The 16598-nt window shown below is 72.5% G+C and carries 15 protein-coding genes; 8 read left to right on the top strand and 7 right to left on the bottom strand.

Annotated features, from left to right (window positions below):
- Positions 1–4: 4 nt before the first annotated feature.
- Positions 5–928 carry a LysR family transcriptional regulator gene (locus tag G569_RS0117440; protein ID WP_028064352.1) on the top strand — a complete coding sequence of 308 codons (924 nt, stop codon included), beginning with the start codon at positions 5–7 and terminating at the stop codon, positions 926–928.
- Positions 925–1557: an HAD family hydrolase gene (locus G569_RS0117445; protein ID WP_037497276.1), complete on the top strand. Its 633-nt coding sequence runs from the start codon at positions 925–927 to the stop codon at positions 1555–1557. The genes G569_RS0117440 and G569_RS0117445 overlap by 4 nt, the downstream gene beginning before the upstream one ends.
- Before the next feature lie 39 nt (positions 1558–1596).
- Here G569_RS0117445 and G569_RS0117450 read toward each other — a convergent pair whose 3' ends face one another.
- A complete protein-coding gene (locus tag G569_RS0117450) occupies positions 1597–1932 on the bottom strand; it encodes an STAS domain-containing protein (protein ID WP_028064354.1) in 336 nt (111 codons plus the stop codon).
- 14 nt (positions 1933–1946) lie between these two features.
- Complete coding sequence (locus tag G569_RS0117455) at positions 1947–2546, bottom strand: hypothetical protein (RefSeq protein WP_028064355.1); 600 nt, start codon at positions 2544–2546, stop codon at positions 1947–1949.
- A gap of 173 nt (positions 2547–2719) precedes the next feature.
- Here G569_RS0117455 and G569_RS49340 point away from each other — a divergent pair, with 173 nt between their 5' ends.
- Together G569_RS49340 and G569_RS0117465 are read left to right on the top strand one after the other, a co-directional pair.
- Positions 2720–4303, top strand: a complete 1584-nt coding sequence (locus G569_RS49340; RefSeq protein WP_053226522.1) for an ABC-F family ATP-binding cassette domain-containing protein — start codon at positions 2720–2722, stop codon at positions 4301–4303.
- Positions 4304–5293: a NosD domain-containing protein gene (locus G569_RS0117465; protein WP_028064356.1), complete on the top strand. Its 990-nt coding sequence runs from the start codon at positions 4304–4306 to the stop codon at positions 5291–5293. It abuts the gene before it with no gap.
- Here the strand turns inward: G569_RS0117465 and G569_RS0117470 are convergent.
- A complete protein-coding gene (locus G569_RS0117470; RefSeq protein ID WP_037497282.1) occupies positions 5261–6292 on the bottom strand; it encodes an LLM class flavin-dependent oxidoreductase in 1032 nt (343 codons plus the stop codon). The two genes, G569_RS0117465 and G569_RS0117470, sit on opposite strands and share 33 nt — an antisense overlap.
- 23 nt (positions 6293–6315) lie before the next feature.
- Here G569_RS0117470 and G569_RS0117475 point away from each other — a divergent pair, with 23 nt between their 5' ends.
- Both G569_RS0117475 and G569_RS0117480 read left to right on the top strand, forming a co-directional pair.
- Positions 6316–6711 carry a GlcG/HbpS family heme-binding protein gene (locus tag G569_RS0117475; RefSeq protein ID WP_028064358.1) on the top strand — a complete coding sequence of 132 codons (396 nt, stop codon included), beginning with the start codon at positions 6316–6318 and terminating at the stop codon, positions 6709–6711.
- Positions 6712–6734: 23 nt separating this feature from the next.
- On the top strand, positions 6735–8159 hold the full coding sequence (locus tag G569_RS0117480) for an SDR family oxidoreductase (protein WP_028064359.1): 1425 nt from the start codon (positions 6735–6737) through the stop codon (positions 8157–8159).
- 3 nt (positions 8160–8162) lie between these two features.
- Here G569_RS0117480 and G569_RS0117485 read toward each other — a convergent pair whose 3' ends face one another.
- From G569_RS0117485 to G569_RS0117500, 4 genes are read right to left on the bottom strand one after another with little or no spacing between them, the layout of a single operon-like run.
- A complete protein-coding gene (locus G569_RS0117485; RefSeq protein ID WP_028064360.1) occupies positions 8163–8615 on the bottom strand; it encodes a hypothetical protein in 453 nt (150 codons plus the stop codon).
- A gap of 41 nt (positions 8616–8656) precedes the next feature.
- Positions 8657–9370, bottom strand: coding sequence for an ABC transporter permease (locus G569_RS0117490; protein ID WP_028064361.1), 714 nt, complete (start codon positions 9368–9370; stop codon positions 8657–8659).
- Positions 9367–10071 carry an ABC transporter ATP-binding protein gene (locus G569_RS0117495; protein WP_028064362.1) on the bottom strand — a complete coding sequence of 235 codons (705 nt, stop codon included), beginning with the start codon at positions 10069–10071 and terminating at the stop codon, positions 9367–9369. Before G569_RS0117495 ends, G569_RS0117490 begins: the two co-directional genes overlap by 4 nt.
- Before the next feature lie 48 nt (positions 10072–10119).
- The gene (locus G569_RS0117500; RefSeq protein ID WP_028064363.1) at positions 10120–12240 is read right to left on the bottom strand and encodes a S9 family peptidase; all 2121 of its coding nucleotides are present in this window, start codon (positions 12238–12240) and stop codon (positions 10120–10122) included.
- A 181-nt stretch (positions 12241–12421) separates the two neighbouring features.
- Between G569_RS0117500 and G569_RS0117505 the strand changes: the two genes are divergently transcribed.
- Positions 12422–15361, top strand: coding sequence for a helix-turn-helix transcriptional regulator (locus G569_RS0117505; protein ID WP_028064364.1), 2940 nt, complete (start codon positions 12422–12424; stop codon positions 15359–15361).
- Between the two features lie 188 nt (positions 15362–15549).
- A complete protein-coding gene (locus G569_RS0117515) occupies positions 15550–16497 on the top strand; it encodes an acetamidase/formamidase family protein (protein ID WP_028064365.1) in 948 nt (315 codons plus the stop codon).
- Positions 16498–16598: the final 101 nt, after the last annotated feature.

A 16598-nucleotide genomic window follows, 5' to 3' on the forward strand; every position in this document is an offset into this window, starting at 1 on the left:
GCTTATGGTTGACCTCCGGCGATTGCGAGCTCTGCGGGCGGTGGCCGATCACGGCACGCTCGCCGCGGCGGCCGACGCGCTGCACCTGACGCCGTCCGCCGTCTCTCAGCAGCTGTCGGCGCTGGAGCGCGAGGTCGGTCACGCGCTGCTCGAGCCGAGCGGGCGCAGCGTGCGGCTCACACCCGCCGCGCACGTCCTGCTCGGCCACGCCGACGCGTTGTTCGCGCAGCTCGAGATGCTCGAGGGCGATCTGGCGGCGCAGGACTCGGCGCCGCGCGGGGAGGTGCGGATCGGCGGGTTCCCGACGGCGTTGGCGGGCCTCTTGGCGCCGGCCGCGCGACCGCTGCGCGCCCGGGCTCCCGCCGTCGAGCTGCGCGTGCAGGAGGCCGAGACCCCGGACGCGGTGGCGCTGCTCGTCGCCCGCGACGTCGACCTGATCCTCGGTATGGAGTGCTCCGCGGCTCCGCGCCGCGACGACACCCGCTTCCACCGTCAGGAGCTGCTCGGCGACATCCTCGACGCGGTCCTGCCGGTCGATCACCCGCTGGCGGGGCACGCGCGGATCGACCTGGCGCAGCTCGAGCCCGAGTCCTGGGTCGCGCCGCCGATCGGCTGGTCCTGCGACGAGGTCTTCATGGCCGGCTGTCGCACCGCGGGCTACACGCCGAAGATCGCCCACCGGGCCGGTGACTGGCAGGCGACGATGGGGCTCGTCGCGGGCGGTCTGGGCATCTCGCTCGTCCCGCGTCTGGCACACACGGCGCCCCCGCGGGGCGTCGTGATCATCCCGCTCACCGGTGTCCCGCCGAAGCGCCACGTGTTCGCCGCGTGCCGCTCCGGCGCCGAGTCCTCGCCCGCGATCCGCGTGGTGCTGGACGCGCTGGTGGACAGTGCGCGGCGTCAGACTCCGCTAGTACGTGCTGCGTGAACGCAGTCATCTTTGATCTCGACGGGGTCCTGGTGGACTCCGAGCAGGCGTGGGACCAGGCCCGCAAGGACGTCGTCGCGGCCAACGGCGGCGCGTGGAAGGACTCCGCGACCCGCGACATGCTCGGCATGAGCTCCAAGGAGTGGCCGGTCTACGTCGTCGAGCAACTCGGCGCCCAGTTGACCCCCGAGCAGGTCAACGAGGCAGTCGTCGAGGCGATGCTCATCAGCTACCGCGAGCACCTCCCGCTCCTCCCGGGCGCTCGCGAAGCCATCGAGCGCCTGGCCGAGACCCACACGCTCGGGCTCGCGTCCTCCTCGAACCGCCCGGTCATCGATGTCGTCCTTCAGACAATGGACGTCACCCACCTCTTCGCCGCGACCGTCTCCTCCGAGGAAGTCGCCCGCGGCAAGCCCGCTCCGGACGTCTACCTGGAGGCGATGCGCCGCCTCGGCATCACCGAAGGCACCGCGATCGAGGACTCCGAGAACGGCATCAAGTCCGCCCACGCCGCCGGCCTGCGCGTGATCGCCATCCCGAACCCGCACTTCCCACCCGCGCAGGACGCCCTCGACCTGGCCGACGAGATCCTCCCGGACCTCGACGCGCTCCGGATCAGCGTGCCTTGAGGTCGGATGATCGGGGTGGGGCGGAGGGGATGTTCTGCCTCAAATTCTCGCGAACGCGTCGTCGCGGGTCAGATGCAGGGAGAAGCGCGACGCGGTGCCGGTGATCTCCAGCAGGCGCCGCACGGGTCCCTCCGGCGCTACGACGTGCAGCCGTTTGCCTGAAGCCTCGAGCTGCTGGGCGGCGCGGAGGATCGTGCCGAGGGCGCTGGAGTCGATGAAGTCCACGCCGACAAGGTCCAGGACCACTGCGTCCTGCGGTCCGGCGGCAGACATGGCGAAGATCGCGCTCATCTCAGAGGTGGCGGCGAGGTCGAGCTCGCCGCCCGCGACGATCAGGTGGCTGCCGTCGACGGGATCGTGGTCGAGGGTGAACATGCGTCGGAACCTACCTAGCTCCGCGACTTCATGCCTCGCATGAGGCCTGGCGCCTTCAACACGAACTGGGGAAGCTCGCGCCGCGATCGGTTGATGGCGTCCAACAGCGCGGCGGCCGCGTCACCGCCGTGCACGGGCGGACCGTGGCCGACCAGCAGGTGCTCCGGAAGGAACGGTTTCAGGCGCGTCGGCGGGACCAGCCGGCGCAGGAAATGGATACCCGCGGGGCCGTTGCCGACCGCGTAGTGGGTCGCGGTCCCGACCGACTCCGCGACGATGAGCCCCCTCAGCTCGGGCCACCACAGCGCGCGCTCCTTCCACGGGCCGAGGTTCAGGTCGAGCACGCTGAAGGGCGTGTCCGGCAGCACGTCGGGCAGCGCCAGGAACGGGACGCCGAGGCGATCCGCGATCGCCTGGCCGTCGCGCGGATGGCCGACGAAGAGCTTCAGCACGCCCGCGGGCTCGCCGAGCGCCGCGGCGCGCTCCATCGCCTCCGGCGCGTCGACCGGGTCCACGAACCACACGCGGCCCTCGTGCACCAGCGCGTGCGACGCGCGCAACAGCGGGTCCTGATCGACCCACGTGAGCCCGAGAGGGTGTTCGGTTAGCTCCACTGGACACATCGAGCGTTCGCCCTACCCTTCGACCTGCGTGAAGTAAGCAGCCACCGCACTGATTCTTCCAATCCGGCACTACGGCCGGGCGTGCGGTGGCGTGGCGTTGCTCTGAAAGCGACCCGCTTCTGCGCGCCCGCACGCCCGGTCCTCACATCACAGAGAGGACCACAATGCTCAAGGGCACCGATCTCACGAAGTCCCACGACGGCGCGCCGCTGTTCGACGGCGTCTCGCTCACCCTCGACGACGGCGCGCGCGCCGCGCTGGTCGGCGTCAACGGCGTCGGCAAGACGACGCTGATCAAGCTGCTCGCGGGCGTCGAGCTTCCTGATCGCGGCGCGGTGGCGCTCGGCGCGGGCGACCGGGTCGGCTACCTGCCGCAGGACGTGCTCGATCCGGGAGCGACGATCGACGACCTGCTCCGACGAGCCTTGGGCGAGGTGTGGGAGGTGAGGCTGCGGCTCGACGAGCTCGAACGCGACCTGATCGACCTCGACGCCTACGGCGAGGCGCAGGCGCGCTTCGAGGCGCTCGGCGGCTGGGCGCTGGAGGCGCGGCTGGACGAGGCGCGCCGCCGGCTCGGCATCGAGCACCTCGACCGCGCCACCCGCCTGGACCGCGTCTCGGGCGGTGAGGCCGCCCGCTGCTTGCTGGCGTCGGTGCTGCTGAGCCGGCCCACGGTCCTGCTGCTCGACGAGCCGACCAACCACCTCGACGCCGACGGCCGCGAGTGGCTGACGGAGTGGCTGGCGTCGTTCACCGGCACGCTCCTGACGGTCTCGCACGACCGCGAGTTCCTCGACGCGACGGTCGACCGCGTGCTCGAGCTCTCCGCCGACGGGCTGACGACCTACGAAGGCGGCTACACGGCGTACAAGCAGGAACGCGACCGCCGGCGCGAGCGGCTCGCGCTGCAGGTCGAGGCACAGGACAAGCGCCGCCGGCGCCTGCAGGCCGACATCGCCACGACCGCCCGCCAAGGCCAGTACGCGGAGCGCAAGGCCGCGGGGATGGGCGCGGGCGCGCCGCACTACAAGCGCCTCGCGGCGAAGGTCGCGAAGAAGGCGAAGGTGCGCGAGGGGCGGCTGCAGCGCGAGATGGCCTCCGAGGACTGGGCGCGGATGCCGCGCGACCCCGCGGCGTTCAAGGTCCGCCTGCCCGAGAGCGAGACCGGCCGACGGCTCGTCGCCGCCGTCCGCGACGTCGCCGTCGAGGGCGTCTTCGCCGACGCCTCGTTCGAGCTCCACGGCGGCGACCGCGTCGCGCTCGTCGGTCCCAACGGGGCGGGCAAGAGCACGCTGCTGCATCTGCTCAGCGGCGCCGTGCAGCCCGACGCGGGGGAGATCGACGTCCGCGGCGATGTCCGGCTCCTCCCGCAGACCCCGGTCCGGCTCCCCGGCGAGCGCGGGCTGCTGGACTGGTTCCGCGAGCAGACGCGGCTGCCCGAGGACGAGGCGCGCACCCTGCTCGCGCACTACCGGCTCGGCAGCGAGGCCGTCGCCCGGCCGCTCGGGCGGCTCTCACCCGGCGAGCGAGCGCGCGTGCACGTGGCGGCGATGGTCGCCGGCGGCGCGGACCTGATCCTCCTGGACGAGCCGACCAACCACCTCGACTTCGACACGCTCGAGGTCATCGAGGCCGCTTTGCGGGCCTACCGGGGAACGATCGTCGTCGCCAGCCACGACCGTAAGCTGCACGCGGCGATCGACTGCGATCGCGTGATCGAGATCCGTGACGGGGGTATCGCGGCTTAAATGACTGCTTTCAGGTATGTCGTCGCTGCGGCGACGGCACTGTTGGCCGTACCGGCGACCGCGGGCGCGCAGACGCCCGCCTGCGGCGCCGCCATCACGAAGACCACCACGCTCCGCGCCGACCTGACGAACTGCCCCGGAGACGGGCTCGTCGTCGGCAAGGACAACATCACGCTGGACCTCGGCCGGCACACGGTCGACGGAACGGGCAACGGCGTCGGCATCCGGCTGGCCGGGCGCAAGGGCGTGCGGATCACCGGCGGCACCGTGAAGGAGTTCGGGATCGGCATCGGGTTGGACGCGGCGCGTGGCAACCGCGTCTCCGGCGTCACGCTGACCGGCCACCCGGTGCGGGGGATCGACGCCGCCAACGGCTCCGACGACAACGTCTTCGAGGGGCTGAGCGCCACCGGCAACCGCAACGCGATCACGCTCAACGGCTCCAAGGGCAACACGGTGCGCTTGAGCGACCTCTCGCGCAACGCGATCACCGGGATCGCCCTGATCGGCGCCCCGCGCAGCCACGTGACCGCCAACCGGATCGCCGACAACGGCTACAACGGCGCGGTCGTCGTCGAAGGGTCGGATGACAACGAGATCGCGCTCAACGACATCCGCGGCGGCGAGCTGGGCCTGATCGTCGACACCGCGGCCCGCAACCTGGTCACGCTCAACCACGTCGACGGCGCCGCGGACGGCATCCTCGTCGCCGGCGACGCGAACACCGTCGCCGCCAACGCCGTCGACGGCGCGAAAGGCGGCTGCGACGGCTGCTTCGGCTATGGGATCGGCGTGCTCTCGGGCGCCCGCAACGTGGTCAAGGCCAACGTGGTCACGCGGTCGGCGGCCGACGGCTTCAACGCGGTCGCCGGCACGTGGATCGGCCTCAATGTCGCGCTGCGCAACGGCGCCCTGGGGATCAACGCACCCGGCGCGATCGACGGCGGCGGCAACCGCTCAGAGCGCTGCGCGGGCGTCCGCTGCCGGTGAGCCGGCGAGGTCGAACGCCTCGGCGATGAGCTCGTAGGAGTGGCGGCGGGCGCCGTGGTCGTAGGTGATCGTGACCACGATCACCTCCTCCGCGCCGTACTCCGCCGCCGCCTCCTCGATCCCGGCCTTCACCTGCGCGGCGGTGCCGACGATCGTGCGGCGTCGCATCGTCTGGCCGCCGTCCTCGCTCGCCAGGAACCGCGCGGCGGTCTCGGGCGGCGGCACCGCGATCAGCCGGCCGCGGCGGAGCATCGTGAACGCCATCCGGCTGGACGTGGCGAGGTGCTTCGCCTCCTCCTCGGTATCGGCGGCCAGCGCCCACACGGCGACGGTCGTGCGCGGCGCGTCGAGCCGGACGCCGTCGCGGAACTCGCGCCGATACAGGTCGGCGATCTCCGCGCCGTTGGAGTTGATGAAGTCCGCGAAGGCGTACGGGAGACCGAGCTCGCCGGCCCACACGGCGCTCTGCGGAGAGGAGCCGAGCAGCCACGGCTCCGGCGTCTCCGGCCTGCCGGGAAGGATCTTCGCCAGCCGCGCGAGCGGGTTCGAGATCGGGATCGTGCCCTCGAAGTAGGCCAGCAACTCCGCCAGCTGCTGCGGGAAGTCGTCGGGCATCGCCTTGGATCGGTCGCGCTGCAGCGCGTGCGTGGTCATCGGGTCGGTGCCGGCGGCGCGGCCGATCCCGAGGTCGATCCGGCCCGGGTACAGGCCGGCGAGGACGCTGAAGGTCTCGGCGACCTTGAAGGGCGAGTAGTGCGGGAGCATCACGCCGCCTGAGCCGACGCGGATCTCACGCGTGGCGGACGCGATCGGGCCGATCAGCGCCTCCGGGCTCGGCCCCGCGAGCATCGGCCCGCCGTGGTGCTCGGCGACCCAGTAGCGGTGGTAGCCGAGGGCGTCCGTGAGCCGCGCGAGGTCGATCGTGTTGTGCAGCGCCTCTGCGCCAGTCATCCCCTCCGCGATCGGGGACTGATCCAGGACGCTGAGTCTGAGCCCCATCCCTCTGAGGATAGGCTCCGGCGATGATCACGCTCGAGCGCGCACTGTCCCTGATCGCCGCCGGCGAGGAGGAGGCCCGCCGCCAGGGCCTGGCGCTGGCCTTCGCGGTGGTCGACGACGGCGGCCACCTGGTCGCGCTGCACCGCATGGACGGCGCGCCGTGGATCGCGCCGGAGGTCGCTCTCGGGAAGGCCTGGACGGCCGCCGCCTACCGCGCTCCCAGCGCGGCCCAGGGCGAGAAGATGCGCGAGCTGCACGCGTTCTCCGCCTCGATCTCGGCCGCCACCGGCGGGCGCTACACGCCGCAGATCGGCGGCCTGCCGATCACCGATGGCGACGTCGTGATCGGCGCGATGGGCGCGAGCGGCGGCACCGGCCAGCAGGATGAAGACGCGGTGCGCGCGGCCCTGAGCGCCTGACAGCGTTCTACGCTGCTCTGACCGTGAGCGGCATCGACCCCGACCGCCTGGCCGATGCCCTGCGCGTGTTGGCCGAGGCCGAGCAACTTCCCGTGGACCACCCGGACGCCGTCGCCGTCCGGCGCGCGACGGGGAAGCTGTTCAAGACCGTCAAGCAGCAGCGGCGCACGGCGCGGCGCGCGTTCGTGAAGGCCAACGACGCGGAGATCGACGCGGCCACCGCCACGGCGGCCCCGGGCCGCATCGATGACGAGACGCGTGGGATCCACCTGAAGACGAGCGTGGTCGGCGCCAGCGCCGGCACGCTCCTGCGGCCGCGCGCGTGTTACATCTGCAAGCAGCGCTACACCGAGGTCGACGCCTTCTACCACCAGCTCTGCCCGAGCTGCGCGGCGCGCAACCACGAGCGGCGCGACGCGCGGACCGACCTGACCGGCCGCCGCGCGCTGCTCACCGGCGGGCGGGCGAAGATCGGCATGTACATCGCGCTGCGGCTGCTGCGCGACGGCGCCCACACGACGATCACGACGCGCTTCCCGAACGACGCCGCGCGGCGCTTCAGCGCGATGGAGGACTCGGCGGACTGGCTGCACCGGCTGCGGATCGTCGGCATCGACCTGCGCGACCCGGGCCAGGTGATCGCGCTCGCCGACGAGGTCGCGGCCGCTGGGCCGCTGGACATCCTGATCAACAACGCGGCGCAGACCGTGCGCCGCTCGCCGGAGTCCTACGCGCACCTGATCGCCAACGATCGGCTCCCGCTGGCCGCCGGGCCGCGGCCCGAGATCATCCAGCTCGCCCGCGCGAACGGCCACGGCAACGTGTTGGCGACCGGCAACGCGCACTGGGCGCCGACGCCGCAGATGCTGTCCGAGCTGGCCCAGACCGCGGGCTCCGCGTCGCCTGAACGGATCTTGAACGGCACCGCGATCGACGCGGGCGGCCTGGTTCCCGACCTGCATCCGCACAACAGCTGGAGCCAGTTCGTCGACGAGGTCGACCCGGTCGAGCTGCTCGAGGTCCAGCTCTGCAACCAGACGGCGCCGTTCATCCTGATCAGCCGCCTGCGGCCGGCGTTGGCGGCAGCGCCCGCCCGCCGCAAGTACATCGTCAACGTCTCGGCGATGGAGGGGCAGTTCGGTCGCACCTACAAGGGGCCGGGCCACCCGCACACGAACATGTCCAAGGCGGCGCTGAACATGCTCACCAAGACCAGCTCGAAGGAGCTGCTGGAGGCCGACGGCATCCTGATGACCGCCGTCGACACCGGGTGGATCACCGACGAGCGGCCGCATCCACAGAAGATGCGGCTCGCCGAAGAGGGCTTCCACGCGCCGCTGGACCTGGTCGACGGCGCGGCGCGGGTCTATGACCCGATCATCCAGGGCGAGGCGGGCGAGGACCTCCACGGGGTCTTCCTGAAGGACTTCTCGCCCGCCGCCTGGTAGGGCTCAGATCGTCGACTGGTAGCCCTCCCAGAACGCCTGCTGGACCTCGGGGCCCTCGGTGCGGAAGTCGTCAGCGTTGTTGGTGAGGTCGGTCATGGCGTCCTCGAGCTCGGACTCGTAGACGTCCTGGGAGAACTCGTCGCCGGCCGTCGCCACGCCATAGGCGCCCTCGGCGGCGCGATCCAGCGCGTCGGCCTGGTCCTCGACCTGGTCGGCGAGGGCGTCGCCGGCGTGCTCGCGGGTGTCGGCGGCGGCGTCGCGGATGTCGACCATCGCGGCGTCGATCTCCTCCTGCGTCGTGGCGGAGCTCAGTGACGCGACGGCGGTTCCGAGCGCCTCGCCGTCGTTGCGGGCCTTGTCGGTGTTCGAGGTGGGCCAGACGGCGATGGCGAGCGCCGTGAGCAGGGCGGCGAACGTGAGGCCGCCGGTGAGCCGGTACGTGCGGGAGCGGGACATGTCAGGGATGCCTTTCGTGGGGAGGGTGTCGTCGGGGAGGTTCAGGCGCTGCGGCGGCGCAGCGTGGCGGCGCCGAGCGCGAGCGCGAGGGCGGCGCTGGCGGCGACGACGAGCAGGTCGGTGCCGGCCTCGAGTGAGGACATGGCATCGACGGCGTGGGTCATGGGCAGGACGTCGGAGATCGCCTCCAGCACGCCGGACATGCCCTCGCGAGGAGCGATCAGACCGCACAGCAGGACCTGCGGGAGGACGAAGGCGGGAAGGAACTGCACCGCCTGGAACTCGGTCTTGGCGAACGCCGAGACGAGCAGGCCGAGGGCCATGCCGAGCACGGCGTCGGCGACCGCGAGCAGGAGCACGAGGTCAACGCTTCCATCCACGTCGAGCCCGAGGACTCCGAGCGTGAGGGCGCTCGCCAGGGAGGCCTGGACGAGGGCGGCCGCTCCGAACGCGAGCGCGTAGCCGACGAGCAGGTCGCCCTTGCCGATCGGCGTGGTCAGCAGGCGCTCGAGCGTCCCGCTCGTGCGCTCGCGGAGCATCGCCACCGAGGTGACGAGGAACATCGTGATGAACGGGAAGATGCCGAGCAGCTGCAGGCCGACACGGTCGAAGGTCTCGGGCTGGTCGGCGAACACCCAGTGCAGCAGGGTCATCAGCAGGCACGGGACGAACAGCAGGAGCGCGATCGTGCGCGGATCGCCCTTGAGCTGGCTCAGGACACGGCGGGCTGTGGCGGTCGTGGCGCGGGCGGTCATGCCGCCACCAGGTGCAGGAAGGCCTGCTCGACGTCGCGGGCGCCGGTCTTCTTGCGCAGCACGCTCGGGGCGGCGTCGGCGATCAGCATGCCGTCGCGCATCAGGATCAGGCGGTCGCACTGCTCGGCCTCGTCCATCACGTGGCTCGAGACCAGCAGGGTGGTGCCGCTCTTCGCGAGGTCGTGGAACAGGCCCCAGAGATCGCGGCGCAGGACGGGGTCCAGGCCGACGGTCGGCTCGTCGAGCACCAGGAGATCGGGCTGGGCGAGCAGCGCACAGGCGAGCGACACGCGGCCTCGCTGGCCGCCGGACAGGTTCCCGGCGACGTCGTTGGCGCGGTCGGCGAGGCCGACGGCGTCGAGCGCCTCCTTCGCGCGGGTCGCCGGGACGTCGAGGATCGACGCGAAGTAGCGCAGGTTGGCGGCGACCGTGAGGTCGCTGTAGATCGACGGCGCCTGGGTCACGTAGGCGACGCGTGAGCGCAGCCTCGCGGATCCGGCGGGCTCGCCGAGGACGGTGACGGTGCCGGCGGCGATCTTCTGGACGCCGACGATCGAGCGGATCAGGGTGGTCTTGCCGCAGCCGCTCGGTCCGAGCAGGCCGCAGACCGTCCCGGGCGGGATCGTGAAGTCGATCCCGTGCAGGATGGTCCTGCCTCCGCGCTGGACGCGGAGGCTGTCGATTTCGATGGCGGGGAGCATGCGACCACTTTCCCGTGGCGCGGGCACCCCGACTTCAGGGCGATGCCCCTAGACCGGACCCTCAATCGCGACCGGCTCGATGTCACCCGCGGGCTCGAAGCCGAGCACCTGCGCGTAGAACGACAGCTCGGCGTCGATCGCCCGCTCGAGCGTCTGGGCCTTGCGGAAGCCGTGCTGCTCGCCCTCGAACGCCAGATACGCGAACGGCACGCGGTTCGCGCGCAGGGCCTCGACCACCTTGTCGGACTGCTGCGGCGGGACGACCGCGTCCTCGAGGCCCTGGAGGATGATGATCGGCGCGCGGATCCGGTCGGCGAAGTTGACCGGCGAACGCTCCCGCCACAGCGCCTCCGCCTCGGGCCACGGGCCGACGAGCCAGTCGTTGTAGCGGGACTCGAACTTGTGGGTGTCGTCGACGAAGCCCATCAGGTCCGAGACGCCGAAGTAGTCCGCGCCGGCGGCGAAGACGTCGGGGTGGAACGCGGCCGCGCAGAGCACCGTCCAGCCGCCGGCCGAGCCGCCGGTGATCGCCATGCGGGCGCGGTCGGCCTCACCTGCGTCGGCGAGCGCCTTGGCGGCGTTGACGGCGTCGTCGACGTCGACGATGCCCCACCGGCCGTGCAGGCGGTCGCGGTACTCGCGCCCGTAGCCGGTGCTGCCGCCGTAGTTGACGTCGACCACGGCGAACCCGCGGCTGGTGAAGTACTGGATCTCGCGATCGAGCCGGGAGGTGACGTGGGCGGTGGGTCCGCCGTGGACGCGGACGAGCAGCGGCGGGCGCTCGCCCGCGGGCGCCGTGTGGTCGGGGTTGCGAGGGGCGTAGAACAGCGCGTGGGCGCGTTTGCCGTCGGTCGTCTCGTAGTCCAGTGGTCTCGCGACCGAGATGTACGCCGGGTCGAGCGCGGGCGCCTCGCTGCCGGCCAGCAGCTCCACCGCGCCGTCGTCGGGGTCGAGCGCCACGACGCACGCCTCGCGGGTGGGGGAGGCGGCGGCGAAGAAGACCCGCCGGCCGTCGCTGGTCACGTCGAGGATGCGGGTGAACTCGAGCTCGACGTACCGGAGCTCGTCGCCATCGATCACCGCCAGACGGTCGGTGCCATCGCTGAAGACCGTGGCGACGATCCGCCCGTCCTGGAGAAACGTGTACCAGGACTCGTCGAAGACCCACAGCGGCCCGCCGATCTCGGCCTGCAGCGTCGTGACGGGCTCGTAGTCGCCGCGGTACAGGTTCCACCAGCCCGTCCTGTCCGAGCTGAAGTGCAGGACGCCGTCCGGCGACCATTCCGGCTGGACGATCGCCTCCGCCGCTCCGCCCGCAACCTTGCGTGGGTCGGAGATGAGCAAACCGTCACGAAACTGCGCGGTCCACAGCTCCGACCCCTCCCACGGCATCCGTGGGTGGTCCCACGTCAACCACGCCAATTCCGCGCCATCCGGCGAGATACGCGGCGCCGCGTAGAAATCGTGCCCATACGCGATCGTGCGTATCTCGTCGACGCCTTGCGTATCTACGCAGACGAGCTCGTTGACATGCTCCGGCTCGGCCGCCCGCTCGCGCACGCACACGAGCCAGTCGCCCACGACCCGCAGGTCCGCGTACCGCAGTCCGAACGGGACCTCCGGCGCGGGCGTGATCGCCCGCGGCGCCTCCCCAGGCGCCGCCCGATAGATCCGCTGGTCCGCGTCGTTGCAGAAGTACACGATGTCCCGATCGACCGTGTACGCGCCGCCGCCGTACTCGTGCACGCGGGTGCGGACGGAGAACTCCACGGGGAGCACGTCGCGCGGAGCCGCGAGGGCCGCGCCCACGCCGGCCGCGCCAGCGGCGGCCGCGCCAGCGGCGGCCGCGCCGCCCGCGCCGCCCGCGCCGCCCGCTCCGCCCGCGCCGCCCGCTCCGCCCGCTCCGCCCGCGCCGCCCGCGCCGGCCGCGCCGCCCGCGCCGGCCGCGCCGCCCGCGCCGGCCGCGCCGGCCGCGCCGCCCGCGCCGCCCGCGCCGCGCGCCTCGCCGCGGCGCACCACGAGCGCGTCGCGGCCGTCCTCGGCCGGGCGCGACTCCGACCAGTACACGTCGCCGCCGGAGACCTTGACCAGCGAGTACATCCAGCCGCTGTCGGCGGCGACGAACCGGCCGTCGACCGGCGTGCTCCACGTCCCGTAAGGCGCTTCCATGCAGGCACCGTAAGGGGTCGTACGGGTCGGCGTAGGCACCGTTGCCCGCTCAACCGGCTCCATTCGCCCGATGTACGGCCTCCGACGCGGCGGCAGCATGGTTGGCGTGTCCCCGTACCTCGCCAGCGCCGCCGGAGACCGCTCCCCGCGTTCCGGCGGCGCTCGGCGCGATACTGCCCGTATGGCTTCACGCGTCACCAGCTCGACCTTCGTCGGACGCGATGCGGAGCTCGTCGAGCTTCGCGGGGCGCTGACCGAGGCGGTCGGCGGCCGTCCGTCGCTCGCGTTCGTGGCGGGCGAGAGCGGGGTGGGGAAGACCCGGCTGCTCTCAGAGCTGGAGCGCGCCGCCCGCGCCGACGGCATCCGCGTGATCGGCGGCGACTGCGTCGAGCTGGGCGAGGGCGAGCTGCCGTACGCGCCGATCGTCGGCGCGCTGCGCCCGCTGGCCCGCTCGGGTCACGCGGCCTTCAAGGAGCTCTCCGACGCCGCCCGCTGCGCGCTCGCCCAGATCCTCCCCGGCCTCGGCGAGACCCGCCAGGACGACGAGACCACCGCCCAGGCGCGCCTGTTCGACGGCCTGCTCGAGCTGCTGGAGCTGCTCGCGGGCGAGGACGGCCTGATGATCACCATCGAGGACCTGCACTGGGCCGACCGCTCGACCCGCGCGTTCCTCGTCTACCTGGCGAGCAGCCTCTGCAAGGAGCGGGTCCTCGTCGTCACCACGTACCGGCCGGACGAGCTGCACCGCCGCCACCCGCTCCGCCCGCTGCTCGCCGAGCTCGAACGCGATGCCCGCCACCGCCGGGTCGAGCTGCGCCCGCTCACCCGCGAGGAGCTCGCCCAACAACTGACCGACATCCTCGGCGAGGCGCCCGGCGACGACCTGCTGCAGCGCCTGTTCGCCCGCAGCGAGGGGAACCCGCTGTTCGCCGAGGAGCTGCTCGCGGCGGGGACGGACGGCCGCGGCTCGCTGCCGCCGACCCTCAGGGACGCGCTGATGCTGCGGATCGAACGCCTCAGCGCCGACGCCCAGGAGACCCTGCGCGTGCTCGCGGCCGGCCGCCGGCTCGACCACGACATCCTCTCCGCCGCCTCTGGCATCGACTCGCGCGCGCTGCGCGACGCGCTCCGGGAGGCGGTCGCCGCCCAGCTCGTCGTCACCGACGAGGAGGGGCGCTACATGTTCCGCCACGCGCTCCTGCGCGAGGTCGTGATCGACGACCTGCTGCCGGGCGAGCGGGCGGACATGCATCTCGCGCTCGCGCGGGCGCTCGAGCACCGGGCGGACGGCCTTCCCGGCCACGGCGGCGCCCATCTCGCGGCGGCGATCGCGCATCACTACGTCGCGTCCGGCGACCAGCCGAAGGCGCTCGTCGCGTCGGTCCGCGCCGGTGAGGCCGCCCACGGCGTGCACGCCAGCGGCGAGGCCGCCGCGCTCTACTCGCGCGCGCTGATGATCTGGGACCGCGTCGCGGGCGCCGAAGAGCTCACCGGCCGCGACCACGTCAGCCTGCTGCGAGCGGCCGCGATCACGACCGGCAAGGAGCACGAGCCCGGCCGCGCCGAGTCCTACCTGCGCGCCGCTCTGCAAGAGCTCGGCGACTCGGACCCGACGCGCACCGCGGAGCTGATGGAGCACGTCGCGCGCAACCAGTTCAACCAGGGCCGGTCGACCGAGGCCGCCGAGACGCGCCGCAAGGCGTTGGCCCTGCTGCCCGACGGCCCGAGCAAGGTCCGCGCGATGCTGCTGGCGTCGATCGTCAAGGAACTGATGCTCGAGTCGCGCTACGAGGAGGCCGTCGACGCCGCCCAGGAGGCGATGGCGGTGGCGCGCGCCTCCGGCGACGAGGTCGCGGAGCTGCGCGCGATGGACGGCATGGGCGTCTCGCTGTTCGGGCTCGCCCGCTACGAGGAGGGCGAAGTCGCGCTGCGCGAGGCGCTGCGCCGGATGCGCGAGCGCGGGCTGATCCACTACCTGTACTCGCACGTGAACCTCGCCGACGCGCTGTTCGGCGCCGGCCGGCTGGCCGAAGCGCGCGAGGTCGTCGAGGACGGCGACAAGCTCGCCTCCGAGAAGGGCGCCCCGCGGCGCTGGCTGATGCTCCTGCGCTCGGAGCTCGCGTTCGCCGCCGGCGACTGGGCCATGGCCGAGGAGGCATTGCCGTCACCCGCGCGACCCGCGATGGGGACGACGTTCATCAACGACTCGCTGCGGCGGATCGAGCTCGCGCTCGGCCGCGGGGACCACGACGAGGCGCGTCGCCTGCTCGACGAGGCGCGCGACGTCGCCGCTGACACGCGCGAGCCGCAGTGGATCGGCCCGCTCGGTTCGCTGCGCGCGGAGCTCGAGCGCCGCGCCGGCGACCTCGACGCCGCCCGCGGCGCGATCGACGACGCGCTGGACCGCCTCGACTTCTGCTCGCAGGACGTCGAGCGGATGGCCCGCGTCGCCGCCACCGGCGTGCGCGTCGAGGCCGACGCCGCCGTCCGTGCGCGCGACCTCGGCGACGACCCGTCGTTCGCGGTCGGGACCGCCGCGGGGCTGATCGCCCGCGTCGAGGCGTGCGCCGAGGGCGACCGGCCGGTCGAGTCCGCGTTCCTGACGACGGCGCGGGCCGAGGAGGCGCGGGCGCAGGGCCACGACGACCCCGACCTCTGGACCGCCGCGGTCGGCGCGTGGGAGGCGCTCGGGCGTCCCTACCGTGCCGCGCAGGCGCAGCGCCGCAAGGCCGAGGCGCAGCTCGCCCGCGGGGACCGCGATGCGGCGGCCGCCAGCGCCGTCGAAGCGCTCAGCGCGGCGCAGCGGATCGGCGCCCGCTGGCTGGCGTCGGAGATCGAGGGCTTCGCGCTGCGCGCGCGCCTGCGGCTGGAGCCGGACGAGTCTTCGCCGGCACCCGCGCTACCCGCCACGGATGCCGGCGAAGACCCGTTCGGGCTCACGCCGCGCGAACGCCAGGTGCTGGCGCTACTCGCCGATGGGCGGACCAACCGTGAGATCGGCCAGTCGCTCTACATGGCGGAGAAGACCGCGAGCGTCCACGTCTCACGCATCCTCTCCAAGCTCGATGTGCGCTCGCGGACCGAGGCCGCGGCGCTCGCTCACAGGGTCGGGCTGGTGTAGAGGCGCTGGATCGCGCCCAGCGCCTTGGCAGTGCCGCGCGTGCTGACGTAGATCGAGAACAGCGTGGCGGTGATGAGTGGTTCCCGCATGGTGAACATTGTGCGGGGCGTGGAGATGTCTCCACAGTGGCCTGCGGTCCAGGATTCCTGGAAACGCTTCGACCGGGCGTATAGGCATATCGTCCGGGGATGCCCCGGACGCACTACTGCCCGACGGACCGCGTGCACTTCACGTGGGACACCGGCAATGAACCGCTGCTGACGGTCGCCGACGGCGACACCGTGGTCTTCGAGACCCGCGACGTGAGCGACAACCAGATCGGCCCCGGCTCCGACGTCAGCGTCATCGCCGGCCTGGACTGGACCCGCGTCTACCCGCTCGCCGGCCCGGTCTACGTCGAGGGTGCCGAGCCCGGCGACACGCTCGCCATCGAGATCGTCGACCTGCACACCAGGGGCTGGGGCTGGACGGCGATCCTGCCAGGCCTCGGGTTGTTGTCCGAGGACTTCACCGAGCCGTACCTGCGCGTCTTCGACCTCTCCCGCGGCGACGTCACCGCCTTCCGCGAGGACATCATGGTCCCGCTGACCCCGTTCATGGGCACGATGGGCGTCTGCCCGGCGGGCGCGAGCGAGGTGCCGGTGATGCCGCCCGGCACGTTCGGCGGCAACATGGACACGCGCCAGCTCGTCGCCGGCACGACCCTCTTCCTCCCGGTCCAGGTGCAGGGCGCCCTCTTCTCGACCGGTGACGCCCACGGCTGCCAGGGCGACGGCGAGATCTGCGTCACCGGACTCGAGGCCCCGATGTACGCCGTCATGCGCTTCTCGCTGATCAAGGGCAAGTCGATCCCGGCCCCGCAGTACCGCACCGCGCCCGGCCCGCTCACCCCGGCCGTCAACTACGGCGCCTTCTACGGCACGACCGGCGTCGGCGGCGACCTCTACGCCGCCGCCCAGGACGCGACCCGAGCGATGATCGACCACCTCGGTTCGAGCTACGGCCTCACCCGCGAGGACGCCTACCTGCTCTGCAGCCTCGTCGTCGACCTCAAGATCTCCGAGATCGTCGACGCCGGCCAATACGTGGTGTCCGCCGTCCTCCCCGAGTCGATCTTCCTCAGCTCGGCCCTGTGACGGTGGGGTGTGTTGCTCCACCGTCCTCTCAGGACGGCGCAGCATCACACCCCCAACAGCACGCCGGACTCGACCGCTCGATCGTGTTCGCCGTGAGGCTC

The sequence above is a fragment of the Solirubrobacter soli DSM 22325 genome, from assembly GCF_000423665.1.
Taxonomy (GTDB): domain Bacteria; phylum Actinomycetota; class Thermoleophilia; order Solirubrobacterales; family Solirubrobacteraceae; genus Solirubrobacter; species Solirubrobacter soli.